The sequence below is a fragment of the Brassicibacter mesophilus genome (genome assembly GCF_050433385.1).
GTDB lineage: Bacteria > Bacillota > Clostridia > Tissierellales > Proteiniboraceae > Brassicibacter > Brassicibacter mesophilus.
Genome location: NZ_JBNPXI010000001.1, coordinates 324,734 through 339,080, shown reverse-complemented (window position 1 = coordinate 339,080; position 14,347 = coordinate 324,734). Strand labels below are relative to the sequence as shown.

The following is a 14,347-nucleotide window of genomic DNA, read 5'->3' as shown; positions in this document are numbered from 1 at the left end:
ATTTAAAGCCTTTTTTTCATTAGTTAAGAAAAGTATATTTTGAATATAAAAGAATATAATATAATTAAAGAAAGATTTAAAACGAAAAGAGGATTTTATCAAAAAAAGTCGAAATAACTACAATAGTTTTGATGATTGACATCGTTTTCTGCTATAATGTTATTATAAGGGCTTATGATATAATAGAATGAGAAGCATGATATAATAAAAATCTTAAAACTGGGAGTGAGCCATATGAGGCTAGGTTTTGACTTAACATTAGAACAGGCACAAAAGTTAATAATGACCCCCGAATTGAGACAAGCCATACAAATGCTACAGTTCACCAGTCAAGAATTATGGCAATATCTAGATAGACAAGTTGAGATAAATCCTTTGCTTGAAATAGATGGTGATCAAAGAAATGAGGAAAATATTGAAGAAATAAATAGTAAGATTGAAGAAATTGACTGGAAGGAATATTTAGGTCAATATGATGATATCAGCTATAGAAACACAAGTAAAAATGAGAATAAGGAAACCTCATTTGAAAACTATATATCTGCACAGACATCTTTAAAGGAGCATTTGTTATTTCAACTACATTTATCAATTTTCGAAAATAGTGCAAAAAGAGTTGGAGAGTTTATAATCGAAAGTATTGATAAAAACGGATATTTGAATAATTCATTAGAAGATATTGCTGCTCAACTTGATATTGATGTATCAGAGGTTGAGAAAATACTTCAAATAATCCAAACATTTGATCCAGCTGGAGTAGGGGCAAGAGATTTAAAAGAATGTCTTTTAATACAATTAAAAGTTAGGGGAGTTACAGATCCTGATGTGTATGAAATAGTAAACAACCACTTAGAGGATGTAGCACAAAATAGGTTGTCTAAAATTTCTAAAACCTTGAATATTAATCTGAAAAATGTTCAATGGATATGTGACTTGATCAAATCTTTGGAACCAAAACCAGGAAGAGGATTTGCTCATGATAGTGACGACATAAAATATGTTACTCCTGATGTTGTCTTACAATATGTTGATGGTGAATATGTGATAAGTGTAAATGATGTAACAGCACCTAGACTTATTATTAATAACTTCTATAAGCAACTTTTGACTAGAACTGAGGATGAGAATATTTCAAACTTCCTAAATGGTAAACTTAATTCAGCAATGTGGATAATTAAAAGCATTGAACAAAGGAGAACGACTATATATAAGGTTGTTGAATCTATATTAAAGTTTCAACTAGAGTTTTTTGACAAAGGTAAAAAATCTTTAAAACCTCTTACTTTAAAAGATGTTGCTGAGGATATAGGAGTACATGAATCCACTGTAAGCAGAGCAACTAATGGCAAGTATATTCAAACTCCACGAGGTATTTTTGAACTCAAATTTTTCTTTTCAAGTGGAGTTGGAAGTGATGAAGGCGGAATTTCATCAACTAGTATTAAATCCATGATTAAAGAAATAATTGACAATGAAAATCAAAAAAAACCACTTAGTGATCAACAGATTGTTAATATATTAAAGGCTAAAAGTATAGATATATCTAGAAGAACAGTGGCAAAATACAGGGATGAACTTGGTATACCATCATCGTCAGGAAGAAGAAGATTTTAACAGTGTAATATAAAGATAGTCAATTTTTACACTTAATTTACTTTCTTAGTGCACTATTCTATTAAATTAAGAGGGTAAATTGAAAGAAAAAGTTGGCTATTTTTTTAAAAATATAAAAAAAAAACCTATAAGCTATTGAATTTTTGAGTTGTATTAATTATAATCTAAGTATAGGAATTTTTTATGTAAGTAGTGGGACGCAGAACAATAAACCGGGACTTTAAATGACCATGCATTGTTTATATTATAAATTACTAACATAATGTGCATAATAATGTTGTTGGGTAGGTTAATGTACGGTTTGTGCGGGTCGAATTCTGACATCTAGGACAGAATATGTCCATAAGGAGTGTTCTATATGAAAGATTTACTAGAATTGCAAAAAAAGATTATACCCGAAATGACTGAAATCTTAGAAAAGAGATACAATATATTGAGAAACATATATTATAATCAGCCTATAGGACGTAGAGCACTTGCTAATAGTTTAAATGTAGGTGAAAGGGTCATTAGGACAGAAGTAAATATCTTAAAGCAACACGGGTTATTAGAAATCGAATCTATGGGTATGAATGTTACAGAAGAAGGTAAACAGATTATAGATGATTTAAAAGAATACATACATAGATTAAAGGGCTTAAATTCTCTTGAACAAGCTCTAGAGAAGGAACTTAATATAAGCAATGTCTTCATTGTACCTGGAAACTCTGATATGGATAATCTAATAATAAAGGATATTGGTAAAATTACCTCAGCATTTATAAAAAAGATTATTAAAGATGGAAATATTATTGGTATTACAGGTGGAACTACAATGGCTCAGGTAGCGGATGAAATGGATCAAGAAAAAGGGAATAGGGATATTTTAGTACTACCAGCCAGAGGAGGACTAGGAAAAAATGTTGAAACTCAAGCAAACAATATAGCTGCTAAACTAGCTCAAAAACTAGGAGGTAACTATAAACTGCTTCATGTTCCAGATAATATTGAAAAAGACGCTTTAGCAACATTGCTTAGTATACCAGAGATTAAAGAAGTAGTAGATATTATCAAAAATATAAACATACTAGTTTTTGGTATTGGTAGGGCTGATGTTATGGCAGAAAGAAGACATTTAACTAATGAAAAGATTAATGATTTAAAGAATAATGGGGCTGTAGCAGAAGCTTTTGGTTATTATTTTAATACAAAAGGTGAGATTGTGTGTGAGACTAGTACAGTAGGACTTTCTCTATTTGATTTTAAGAATATTGAGACAGTAATTGGTGTAGCAAGTGGAGAAGAAAAAGCTGAAGCAATTATATCAATAAGTACACTGCATAAAAACATGGTTCTTATAACTGACGAAGGAGCAGCAAAGAAGATTTTAGAATTGGTTGATAATGCTACAATAAGTAGCTAAATATACTAAATATAATTAAGGGAGGAATTATGATGTCAATTAAAGTTGCTATTAATGGTTTTGGAAGAATTGGAAGAAATGTTTTAAGAATTGCTATGGAGGATAATGTTAAAGAAATCGAGGTAGTTGCAATAAATAATTCTGGAGACCCTGCAAGTATAGCACACCTATTCAAATATGATACTTGTTTTGGTAAGTTTGAAGGGTCTGTTGAAGCAAAAGAAAATAGCATAGTAGTAAATGGACATGAAATAAAAATTGTAAACGATAGAGATCCTGAAAAACTACCATGGGCAGAACTAGGAATAGATCTTGTAGTAGAGGCTACAGGTAAGTTTAGAGATAAAGAAAGCTGTTCAAAGCATATTAAAGCTGGTGCTAAAAAAGTTTTAATTACTGCACCTGCAAAAAATGAAGACATAACTATAGTTATGGGTGTAAATGAAAAAGATTATGACCCTCAAAATCATCACATTATTTCAAATGCTTCATGCACAACTAACTGTCTAGCTCCATTTGCAAAGGTTGTATTAGATAAGTTTGGTATAGTAAAGGGTTTAATGACAACAGTGCATTCATATACAAATGATCAAAGAATACTTGACGGAAACCATAAAGATCTAAGAAGAGCTAGAGCAGCAGCTGAATCAATTATACCAACAACAACAGGAGCTGCTAAAGCAGTAGCTCTAGTTATCCCAGAGCTTAAGGGTAAATTAAACGGTTTTGCTATGAGAGTTCCTACACCAACTGTATCAGTTGTAGACGTAGTATTCGAAGTTGAAAAACCAGCAACAGCCGAAGAAATTAACAATGCACTTAGAGAAGCAGCAGAAGGAGAATTAAAAGGAATACTAGGTTATTCAGACGAACCATTAGTATCAGTTGACTACAAAAAAGATCCACATTCATCAATAATCGATGGACTATCTACTATGGCTATAGACAATATGGTAAAAATAGTTTCATGGTATGATAATGAGTGGGGATATTCAGCAAGAGTTGTTGATCTTGCAAGATATATAGCAAATAAAGGTATGTAATTGACTAAAAACCGGATTAATGGCTTAGCTATTAATCCGGAATTTTAAACTATTTATCAGAAACTGACGCAAGCAGTAAGGAGGGTAAATATGCTTAATAAAAAGACTATTGAAGATATGGATATTAGAGGGAAGAGAGTTTTAGTAAGATGTGATTTTAATGTTCCTATGGATGGGAATGGTGAAATTACTGATGATAGAAGAATAACAGGTGCACTACCTACAATTAAATACATAATAGAGAATGGTGGAAAAGCGATAGTAATGTCGCATTTTGGGAGACCAAAAGGAGAGCCAAATCAAAAATATAGCCTTAAGCCAATAGCAAAAAGATTAAGTGATCTTTTAAATCAAGAAGTTACATTCGCAGATGACGATTTAGTAGTAAGTGAAAAAACAATAGAAATAGTAAATAGTATGAAAGATTCAGATGTAGTTTTACTTCAAAATACTAGATATAGAAAAGAAGAAGAAAAAAATGGAGAAGATTTTTCTAGAGAATTAGCATCACTAGGTGATGTTTTCATAAATGATGCATTTGGAACTGCACATAGAGCCCACGCATCAAATGTAGGGGTTAGCAGCCACTTACCTTCTGCAGCTGGTTATTTAGTTAAGAAAGAGATAGAAGTTATGGGTAAGGCTATGTCAAACCCAGAGAAGCCTTTTATTGCTATATTAGGCGGCGCAAAGGTATCAGATAAAATAGGTGTTATTGAGAACCTTTTAGACAAGGTTGATAGCTTACTTATAGGTGGAGGTATGATGTTTACCTTCCTAAAAGCTCAAGGTTTAGAAATAGGAAATTCATTAGTTGAAGAGGACAAGATAGAGTTAGCAAAAAGTTTATTAGAAAAAGCACAACAAAAGGGTGTTTCTCTTGTATTACCAGTTGATACAGTTGTAGCTAAAGAATTTAAAAATGAAGCAGAGCATGAGATGGTTGATGTAAATAACATTCCGTCAGATATGATGGGATTAGATATAGGAGAAAAAACTATAGAGAAGTTTTCTAAAATAATAGCTGATGGAAAGACTATTGTTTGGAATGGACCTATGGGTGTTTTTGAAATGTCTAACTTTGCGAAAGGGACAGAAGCTATAGCAAAAGCAATGGCTGAAGCAAGTGGTGTTACAATAATAGGTGGAGGCGATAGTGCTGCTGCAGTTGAACAGACTGGACTTGATAGCAAGATTACACACATATCTACCGGAGGAGGAGCATCATTAGAATTTTTTGAAGGTAAAACTTTACCAGGGATTGCTGCTATAGATGATAAATAAGGAGGGTATCTTATGAGAATACCAATTATAGCTGGTAACTGGAAAATGAATAAGACTATTAAAGAAGCTGTTGAATTGGTGAATAAGATTAAAGATATAACAAACGAAACAGATGTTGAGGTAGTAGTTTGTGCTCCATATACTGCTTTAAGCCAAATAAAAAAGCAAATAGATGGTACAAAACTTAAGCTTGGCGCACAGAATATGCATTGGGAAGAAAGTGGAGCTTTTACTGGCGAAATATCTGCTGATATGCTTAATGAAATAGGAGTTGACTATTGTATAATTGGACATTCTGAAAGAAGACAATATTTCAACGAGACAGATGAAACAGTAAATAACAAGATAAAAACAGCATTGGCTCACCATATAAAGCCAATAGTATGTGTGGGAGAAGCACTAGATCAAAGAGAATCAGGTAATGAAAAAGAAGTTGTTAAGAAGCAGATAGTAAAAGGCTTTAAAGATATAGAAGCAAAAGACATGACTAATATAGTGATAGCTTATGAACCGATATGGGCAATAGGAACTGGTAAAACAGCTTCAAGCGAAGATGCAAACGAAATGGTTTCTTATATAAGGCAGATAGTAGAAGATATATACGGAGTTGACATATCAGAAGAAATAAGAATTCAATATGGCGGCAGTGTAAAACCAGCAAATATAACAGAAATCATGAATCAGTCTGACATAGATGGCGCTTTAGTAGGTGGAGCTAGCTTAAAGTCTGAGGATTTTGTTGAACTTATCAAGTTTTAGTCCCACCGCTTACGATTCTTGCACTCTAACTTCTATAAATGAGAGTTAAGAATTGTACAGCTTATGGATAGATACAATTATAGACAGACAACAGAAATCTTCGATTTCTAGTTAGTTACTTACACAGAGTGTAAATTTGTGCAAAGAAAAAGCTCTATCTGAATTAAGTTTCACTTATAAGGAGAGGTAATAATGTCAAAGAACTTAGTAGCAATTATTATATTAGATGGCTGGGGTTTAGGAAAAAATTATGATGGTAATGCTATAATTAAAGCAAAGACACCTAATTATAAAAGACTACTAGAAAACTATCCAAGTACTTCTTTAGAAGCAAGTGGGTTATCAGTAGGACTTCCAAGTGGTCAGATGGGCAATTCTGAGGTAGGTCATCTGAATATAGGAGCTGGAAGGATAGTATATCAAGAATTGACTAGAATAAGCAAATCTATAGAGAATGAAGAATTTTTCTCTAAGCAGGAATTCTTAGATGCTATAGAAAAATGTAAGAGAAATAATTCGAAGCTACATTTAATGGGCCTGTTATCTGATGGAGGAGTTCATAGTCACAATACCCATCTATATGCACTAATTGAGTTAGCAAAAAAACATAGACTAAAGGATGTATATATTCACTGTTTTCTTGATGGAAGGGATGTTCCACCACAAAGTGCAAAAGGATATCTAAAACAGCTTGAAGATAAACTTAATGAGATTGGCATTGGTCATATAGCTTCAATATCAGGAAGATATTATGCTATGGATAGAGACAAAAGATGGGACAGAGTTCAGAAAGCATATGATGCTATGACACTTGGTAAAGGTGTAACGGGTGGTTCATCGGCAGAGATTATTAATAGCTCTTATTCAGATAATACAACTGATGAATTTGTTTTACCTTCAGTAATTGTAAAAAATAACAAGCCTATCGCAACCGTTGAAGATAAAGACTCAATAATATTTTTTAATTTCAGGCCTGATAGAGCGAGAGAAATTACAAGAGCATTTGTTGATAAAGAATTTGATGGATTTGAAAGATCGAAAAAAGTAAAAACTCATTATGTATGCATGACACAATATGACAAAACTATTGAAAATGTTATAATAGCATTTAAGCCTCAAATGTATCGAAACACACTAGGTGAGTATTTAAGCTCTCAAGGAATGAAACAGCTTAGAATAGCGGAAACAGAAAAATACGCTCATGTTACCTTCTTTTTTAATGGTGGAGTGGAAAAACCTAGCGATGGTGAGGACAGAGTGCTCATACCTTCTCCCAAAGTTGCAACATATGACTTGAAACCCGAAATGAGTGCTATTGAAGTAAAAGATGAAGTGCTTAATAGACTTAGAAGTAAACAGTATGATTTTATGGTGCTTAATTTTGCAAATCCAGATATGGTAGGGCATACTGGAGATATAGAAGCTACTATTAAAGCTATTGAAACAGTAGATGCTTGTCTCGGAGAAATAGTTAAAGAAATTCAAAACATAGGTGGTAAGGCTCTAGTTACTGCTGATCATGGAAATGCAGAAGAGATGAAAGACGAAGATACAGGTGACAAACTTACAGCTCATACTACTCATAAAGTACCTTGTATTATCATTGGTGAAGGTGATATTAAATTAAGGGAAGGTATACTAGCAGATATAGCCCCAACGCTTTTAAACATGATGAACATTGAAATTCCCCGGGAAATGACAGGAAATTCGCTAATTATAAGAAAATAACTTAAAAATTTGTATGTTTGAAAAATACGAGGAGGTAAATACTATGACTATGATAACTGACATATATGCAAGAGAGATACTTGATTCAAGAGGAAATCCAACTATTGAAGTTGAGGTTTGGACCGAAAGTGATGCTTATGGTAGAGCAGCAGTGCCTTCAGGAGCTTCTACAGGAGCATTTGAAGCAGTAGAGTTAAGAGACGATGATAAAAATAGATATTTAGGAAAAGGTGTAATGAAGGCTGTAGATAATGTAAATGAAATAATTGCACCTGAAATAATTGGAATGGATGCATTAGATCAAGTAGGTATAGACATGAGAATGATAGAATTAGATGGAACAGAGAACAAAGGAAAGTTAGGAGCTAATGCAATATTAGGTGTTTCTATGGCAGTAGCAAAAGCTGCGGCAGATGCACTTGGTTTACCGTTATATCAATACTTAGGTGGGGTTAATTCAAAAACCTTACCAGTTCCTATGATGAACATACTAAATGGCGGAAAGCATGCCGATAATAACGTAGACATACAAGAATTTATGGTAATGCCAGTTGGTGCTTCAAACTTTAGAGAAGCATTAAGAATGGGGGCAGAAATATTCCATAATCTTAAGAAGGTTTTAAAAGATAAAGGTCTAAATACTGCAGTAGGAGATGAAGGTGGATTCGCACCAAACTTAAAATCAAATGAAGAAGCATTAGCTACTATTGTTGAAGCAATTGAAAAGGCAGGCTACAAGCCAGGAGAAGATGTATATCTAGCTTTAGATGTTGCAGCTACTGAGCTTTATGACAAGAATACTAAGATATATAAATTGGCTGGAGAAGGTAAAGAGCTTACATCAATACAGTTAATAGAATTCTATACAAGTTTAGTTGATAAATATCCTATAATTTCAATAGAAGATGGGCTTGATGAAGAAGATTGGGAAGGATGGAAGCTTATAACTGAAAGACTAGGAGCTAGAGTTCAGCTAGTAGGTGATGATTTATTTGTTACTAATACTAATAGATTAGAAAGTGGTATTAAAAAAGGAGTAGCTAACTCAATACTTATTAAGCTAAATCAAATAGGAACTATCACAGAAACTCTTGACGCTATAGAAATGGCTAAAAGAGCAGGATATACGGCAGTTATATCACATAGATCAGGTGAAACTGAAGACTCAACTATAGCTGATCTAGTTGTTGCAGTAAATTCAGGACAAATAAAAACTGGTGCACCATCTAGATCCGATAGAGTTGCTAAATATAACCAATTACTTAGAATAGAAGATATGCTAGGTGAAGTAAGTCAGTATAGAGGCAAAGAAGTTTTTTATAATATTAAAGAAAGATAAATTAAGCATAAACGTATGATATTTGGACATAAACCGAATAATATAGGTATAGTAAGACCTATATTATTCGGTTATTAATTGTAAAGAAGTAAATACTTGTTGATTTTATAATATTACTATGTTAAAATAATTTTGTTTATTACAAGACGGGAGGTGGAAATATGAATATATTATTTACAGTACTTATTGTCCTATCAAGTTTAGCACTTATAGCTAGTATATTATTGCAATCAGGAAAAAGCGCAGGTCTATCAGGAACTATAGGTGGTGGCGCAGAGAGCATATGGGGGAAAAACAAAGGCAGAAGCTACGAAGGATTACTTAGTAAGCTTACAACTATCTCAGCAATAGTATTTGTAATATCTGCATTAGTTCTTACAGCATTACAATAAAACTCAATATCACCAAGGAGGTAATCAGATGAACACATTCGTAATATTAGCACCAATAGTTGGTGTTATTGCTTTGTTATTTGCGCTGTATAAAGCATCGGTAATTAACAAAGTTGATGTAGGTACCGAAAGAATGAAAGAGATTTCATCTTACATTCAAGACGGAGCTATGGCTTTCTTATCAAGAGAATATAAGACATTAGCAATTTTTGTTGTTGTATTATTTATTGTTCTTGCAATAGGTATAGATATATTGACTGCAGTATGTTTCTTAATCGGAGCTGTATTCTCAGCACTAGCAGGATTTTTCGGCATGAAAGTGGCTACTAAAGCTAACGTAAGAACTGCTAACGCAGCTAAAGAATCAGGAATGAATCAAGCATTAAACGTTGCGTTTTCAGGTGGAGCAGTAATGGGAATGTCTGTTGTTGGATTAGGTCTATTAGGAATTGGAACATTATATATGATAATAGGCGATCCAGCTATCATAACTGGTTTTGGACTTGGTGCTTCATCAATAGCTCTTTTTGGACGTGTTGGTGGAGGCATATATACAAAAGCTGCTGACGTCGGAGCTGACTTAGTTGGTAAGGTTGAAGCTGGTATTCCAGAAGATGACCCAAGGAACCCAGCAGTTATTGCTGATAACGTTGGAGACAATGTTGGAGACGTTGCTGGTATGGGAGCTGACTTATTTGAATCATATGTTGGTTCAATTATTTCTGCTATAACATTAGGTATAGTAGCTTTTGATGTTAATGGAGCAATATTCCCATTATTATTGGCTGCTACAGGTATTGTAGCATCAATAATAGGTACATTTTTTGTTAAAGGAAAAGAAGGTTCAGACCCACATAAAGCACTAAACATGGGTACTATGGCTAGTGCACTTTTAACAATAGTAGTTGCATTTTTCTTAAGTAATTCTTTATTAGGTTCATACAAACCATTTATTGCAATAGTTGCAGGTTTAGCAGTAGGTTTAATTATAGCTAGATTTACTGAGTATTATACTTCAGGAGATTATAAACCAGTTCAAGGGATTGCAGATGACTCTGAAACTGGAAGCTCTACAAACATAATAGGTGGATTATCAGTGGGGATGATGTCTACTGCATGGCCTATTATAGTTATTGCAGCAGGCATATTAGTTGCATTCTATGCTGCTGGAGGAGCAGCAGATACTACGCAAGGATTATACGGTATAGCACTTGCAGCAGTAGGTATGTTATCAACAGCAGGTATGACAATAGCAGTAGATGCTTATGGTCCTATTGCTGATAACGCTGGTGGTATCGCAGAAATGAGTGAATTACCTAAAGAAGTTCGTAAAGTAACTGATAAATTAGATGCTGTTGGTAATACAACTGCAGCTATAGGTAAAGGATTTGCTATAGGTTCAGCTGCATTAACAGCTTTAGCATTATTTGCTTCTTATACACAAGCAGTAAATCTATCAAGCATAGATTTAACAAGACCAACTGTAATAGCAGGTTTATTAATAGGTGGTATGTTACCATTCCTATTCTCAGCTATTACTATGAAAGCTGTTGGAAAAGCAGCATTTAGTATGATTGAAGAAGTAAGAAGACAATTTAAAACTATTCCTGGATTAATGGAAGGAAAAGCTAAGCCAGACTATAGAAACTGTGTTGATATAAGTACAACAGCAGCGTTAAAAGAAATGATGATACCAGGATTAATTGCAGTGTTAGCACCTGTAGCTACTGGTATAATCTTAGGAACAGAAGCTTTAGGTGGACTGTTAGCTGGTGCACTAGTAACTGGAGTTCTTATGGCTATATTTATGGCTAACGCTGGTGGAGCATGGGATAATGCTAAGAAGTACATCGAAGAAGGCAATCACGGTGGAAAAGGTAGCGAAGCTCACAAAGCAGCAGTTGTTGGTGATACAGTAGGGGACCCATTCAAAGATACATCAGGACCATCTATTAATATTCTTATTAAGCTTATGACAATAGTTGCTCTAGTATTTGCGCCATTATTCTTAAAAGTTGGTGGATTACTAGTAAACCTATTCTAGAACATAAATTACATTAAGAGAGAGACAATTCAGATGAATTGTCTCTTTTAAATTACAGTATAATTTTATAATAGGATATGCTAACTTCACGAGTTGTGGTATAATTATTAGAGTTCTGATATAATCTTATATGAAAAATGCATAGTTTTTTTAGTTAAGTATAGTCATACTTAGTATATGTTAAATATAATAATAGAGTAAATAAGATAATAATTAGATAGGATGGTACATATGAAAATAGATATTGATGATATAGGCGTTAACTACATATGTGAAGGAGAAGGAGAAAATATCCTTATAGTACATGGATGGGGTGCTAATATAGATACTGTTATGCCTATATTTAACCACTTGAAAGATCGATTTAAAGTATACGCTATTGATTTACCTGGCCACGGAAAGAGCGATCAACCTAAAGACGTATGGAATTCATATGACTTTGCTGATATAACAAAAAAATTTATTGATGCTATGAATATGAAAGAAGTAATTCTTATAGGACATTCACATGGTGGTAGAGTATCTATTATATTAGCGAATAAATATCATGAACTTATAAAAAAAATGATCTTAATAGATAGTGCAGGTCTTATCCCTAAAAGGACTATAAAATACTATTCTAAGGTCTATACATTTAAGACATTGAAGTTTCTGTATAACAATATGTTTTTCTGGACAGATAGCAAGGAGCGGATGGAGAAGTTTTATAAAAAGTTTGGATCAACTGATTATAGGGAGGCTTCAGGTATAATGAGAAAGATAATGGTAAGAGTAGTTAACGACAACTTAAGACCATTGTTAGGTGGAATAAAAGCTTCTACTTTATTGATATGGGGAAGAGACGATGATGCAACACCTTTATATATGGGAGAAATCATGGAAAAAGAGATAAAAGGAAGTGGTCTTGTAGTACTTGATAATGCTGGACATTATTCTTATCTAGATCAATACAGTAGATTTAAAGTTATTATTGATAGCTTTTTAAGTTCAAAATAAAATTATATCATTAATAATGAGAAGTATAAAAAAGTAGGCAATTAGGGAGAGTGAAATAAATGAGTGGAATTAGCGGCTTAATGACGGCAGGAGTTGCAATATTAACCATTTTAGTGTGGGGAACTGCATTTTACTTAAGAAGTAGATTTATGCTTCATATGATGCAACTTGAAGGATATAAAAATAACAATTATTTGAATTGGATAAAGGAATTTAGATATAGGGTTTTCACAAGTAAAATGAATTTAATTGTTGCAGTTTCATTAGTTCTAGGTATTGTAACTTTAGCTACTAATGGGATTATGGCAAAATTAATTTATCCTGTTTTGTGGTCTATATTGATTATTTTATCTATAGATTTTAAAAAAGAAAAAGCTAAAAAAGATTTGATATATACAAAAAGAGCGCAAAGACTTTTAGCTTCATTGATTATAGTATGTTTAGTTTTTCTTGGAATATTCTTGACTGTATACAGTCTGATAGTTAGTAGATTTGTTGAATACTATGCAATAATTCTTATGTTTGCAGCATTATTATATTATTTTATACCGTATGTGTTATATCTAGGGAATATAGCAGTTGCCCCTGTTGAGAAAAGTGTAAATAAACATTTCTTTGATATGGCTTATAATAAAGTAAGAAGCTTTGAAGACTTAAAAATAGTAGGTATAACCGGAAGTTACGGTAAGACTAGTACAAAGTTTGTAACTGCAAAGATATTAGAGGAAAAATATAATGTACTTAAAACCCCAGAAAGCTATAATACACCAATGGGAGTTAGTAAAGTAATAAACAATACTCTAAACGATGAGTATGAGGCATTTGTCGTAGAAATGGGCGCTAGAAATGTAGGTGATATTAAGGAGATGGCTGAGCTAGCTAATCCACAGATAGGAATCATTACTTCAATTGGACCTACACATTTAGATACATTTATAAATATAGATAATATTATGAAGACAAAATATGAGTTGATAGAGGAATTACCTGCTGATGGAATTGCAATATTCAACTATGATAATCAATACGTTAAAAAGCTTGCTGACAAAACTTTTAAAGAAAAGATACTGTATGGTATGGAGGAAGTAGAGAGCCTAGACCTGTTCGCGTTAGATATTCAGGTAAATGAAACTGGTTCAACATTCATATTAAAAGATAAAGAAGGAAATTCTATTGAATGTAGAACAAAGTTACTAGGGAGGCATAATATAGCAAATTTATTAGCGGGTGCTGCAGTAGGAAAAGCATTAGGTTTGAGCTTAGAGCAGATATCTAAAGGTATAGAAAAGGTTGAGCCAGTGCCTCACAGATTGCAGTTAATTAATCCAGGTACAGGTGTTATAATTATTGATGATGCATTTAATTCCAATCCAGTAAGCTCAAAAGCAGCATTAGAGGTAATAAGCCAATTTAAAGATGGAAGAAAAATAATAGTAACTCCTGGAATGGTAGAGCTTGGCGAGCAAGAAGAAGAAGCTAATAGACAATTTGGAAGATATATATCAGAAGCATGTGATTATGTAATATTGGTAGGCAAGAATAGAACTAAGCCAATATATGAAGGAATAGTTGAAAAAGGATTTAATAATGATAATATTTTTGTTGTGAGTAGCTTAGATGAAGCATCAAAAGTATTACAGACAATAGTAAAACCTAAAGATGTAGTATTATTTGAAAATGATCTACCAGATACCTATAATGAATAAAAAGCAATATTCGTACCTGATATGATAAAGCATATTTAAT

Annotated in this window: 11 protein-coding genes; all 11 read left to right on the top strand. The window is 32.9% G+C overall.

The window, feature by feature from the left end; all coding sequences use genetic code 11:
- Nucleotides 1-234: 234 nt before the first annotated feature.
- The 11 genes from rpoN (at nucleotide 235) to HNR33_RS01645 (ending at nucleotide 14,307) form a co-directional block, all read left to right on the top strand.
- On the top strand, nucleotides 235-1,614 hold the full coding sequence (gene rpoN / locus HNR33_RS01695; RefSeq protein ID WP_429079342.1) for an RNA polymerase factor sigma-54: 1,380 nt from the start codon (nucleotides 235-237) through the stop codon (nucleotides 1,612-1,614).
- Nucleotides 1,615-1,972: 358 nt separating this feature from the next.
- Nucleotides 1,973-3,016, top strand: a complete 1,044-nt coding sequence (locus HNR33_RS01690) for a sugar-binding transcriptional regulator (protein ID WP_429079341.1) — start codon at nucleotides 1,973-1,975, stop codon at nucleotides 3,014-3,016.
- A 32-nt stretch (nucleotides 3,017-3,048) separates the two neighbouring features.
- Nucleotides 3,049-4,059, top strand: a complete 1,011-nt coding sequence (gene gap / locus HNR33_RS01685; RefSeq protein WP_429079340.1) for a type I glyceraldehyde-3-phosphate dehydrogenase — start codon at nucleotides 3,049-3,051, stop codon at nucleotides 4,057-4,059.
- A 90-nt stretch (nucleotides 4,060-4,149) separates the two neighbouring features.
- Nucleotides 4,150-5,343: a phosphoglycerate kinase gene (locus HNR33_RS01680; RefSeq protein ID WP_429079339.1), complete on the top strand. Its 1,194-nt coding sequence runs from the start codon at nucleotides 4,150-4,152 to the stop codon at nucleotides 5,341-5,343.
- A 12-nt stretch (nucleotides 5,344-5,355) separates the two neighbouring features.
- Nucleotides 5,356-6,102 (top strand): triose-phosphate isomerase, encoded by a 747-nt coding sequence (gene tpiA, locus HNR33_RS01675; RefSeq protein ID WP_429079338.1) that lies wholly within the window; start codon nucleotides 5,356-5,358, stop codon nucleotides 6,100-6,102.
- 192 nt (nucleotides 6,103-6,294) lie between these two features.
- On the top strand, nucleotides 6,295-7,830 hold the full coding sequence (gene gpmI / locus HNR33_RS01670; RefSeq protein WP_429079337.1) for a 2,3-bisphosphoglycerate-independent phosphoglycerate mutase: 1,536 nt from the start codon (nucleotides 6,295-6,297) through the stop codon (nucleotides 7,828-7,830).
- 43 nt (nucleotides 7,831-7,873) lie between these two features.
- Complete coding sequence (gene eno / locus HNR33_RS01665) at nucleotides 7,874-9,169, top strand: phosphopyruvate hydratase (RefSeq protein WP_429079336.1); 1,296 nt, start codon at nucleotides 7,874-7,876, stop codon at nucleotides 9,167-9,169.
- A gap of 161 nt (nucleotides 9,170-9,330) precedes the next feature.
- Entirely contained in the window at nucleotides 9,331-9,561 is a 231-nt protein-coding gene (gene secG / locus HNR33_RS01660; RefSeq protein WP_429079335.1) for a preprotein translocase subunit SecG, read from the top strand.
- A gap of 28 nt (nucleotides 9,562-9,589) precedes the next feature.
- A complete protein-coding gene (locus HNR33_RS01655; protein WP_429079334.1) occupies nucleotides 9,590-11,605 on the top strand; it encodes a sodium-translocating pyrophosphatase in 2,016 nt (671 codons plus the stop codon).
- A 231-nt stretch (nucleotides 11,606-11,836) separates the two neighbouring features.
- A complete protein-coding gene (locus HNR33_RS01650; protein WP_429079333.1) occupies nucleotides 11,837-12,601 on the top strand; it encodes an alpha/beta fold hydrolase in 765 nt (254 codons plus the stop codon).
- Between the two features lie 59 nt (nucleotides 12,602-12,660).
- Nucleotides 12,661-14,307: a UDP-N-acetylmuramoyl-tripeptide--D-alanyl-D-alanine ligase gene (locus HNR33_RS01645; protein ID WP_429079332.1), complete on the top strand. Its 1,647-nt coding sequence runs from the start codon at nucleotides 12,661-12,663 to the stop codon at nucleotides 14,305-14,307.
- Nucleotides 14,308-14,347 lie beyond the last annotated feature (40 nt).

Coding starts and splice junctions, on each gene's coding strand:
- rpoN (WP_429079342.1), top strand. CDS start 235: ATGAGGCTAGGTTTTGACTTAACATTAGAACAGGCACAAAAGTTAATA.
- HNR33_RS01690 (WP_429079341.1), top strand. CDS start 1,973: ATGAAAGATTTACTAGAATTGCAAAAAAAGATTATACCCGAAATGACT.
- gap (WP_429079340.1), top strand. CDS start 3,049: ATGTCAATTAAAGTTGCTATTAATGGTTTTGGAAGAATTGGAAGAAAT.
- HNR33_RS01680 (WP_429079339.1), top strand. CDS start 4,150: ATGCTTAATAAAAAGACTATTGAAGATATGGATATTAGAGGGAAGAGA.
- tpiA (WP_429079338.1), top strand. CDS start 5,356: ATGAGAATACCAATTATAGCTGGTAACTGGAAAATGAATAAGACTATT.
- gpmI (WP_429079337.1), top strand. CDS start 6,295: ATGTCAAAGAACTTAGTAGCAATTATTATATTAGATGGCTGGGGTTTA.
- eno (WP_429079336.1), top strand. CDS start 7,874: ATGACTATGATAACTGACATATATGCAAGAGAGATACTTGATTCAAGA.
- secG (WP_429079335.1), top strand. CDS start 9,331: ATGAATATATTATTTACAGTACTTATTGTCCTATCAAGTTTAGCACTT.
- HNR33_RS01655 (WP_429079334.1), top strand. CDS start 9,590: ATGAACACATTCGTAATATTAGCACCAATAGTTGGTGTTATTGCTTTG.
- HNR33_RS01650 (WP_429079333.1), top strand. CDS start 11,837: ATGAAAATAGATATTGATGATATAGGCGTTAACTACATATGTGAAGGA.
- HNR33_RS01645 (WP_429079332.1), top strand. CDS start 12,661: ATGAGTGGAATTAGCGGCTTAATGACGGCAGGAGTTGCAATATTAACC.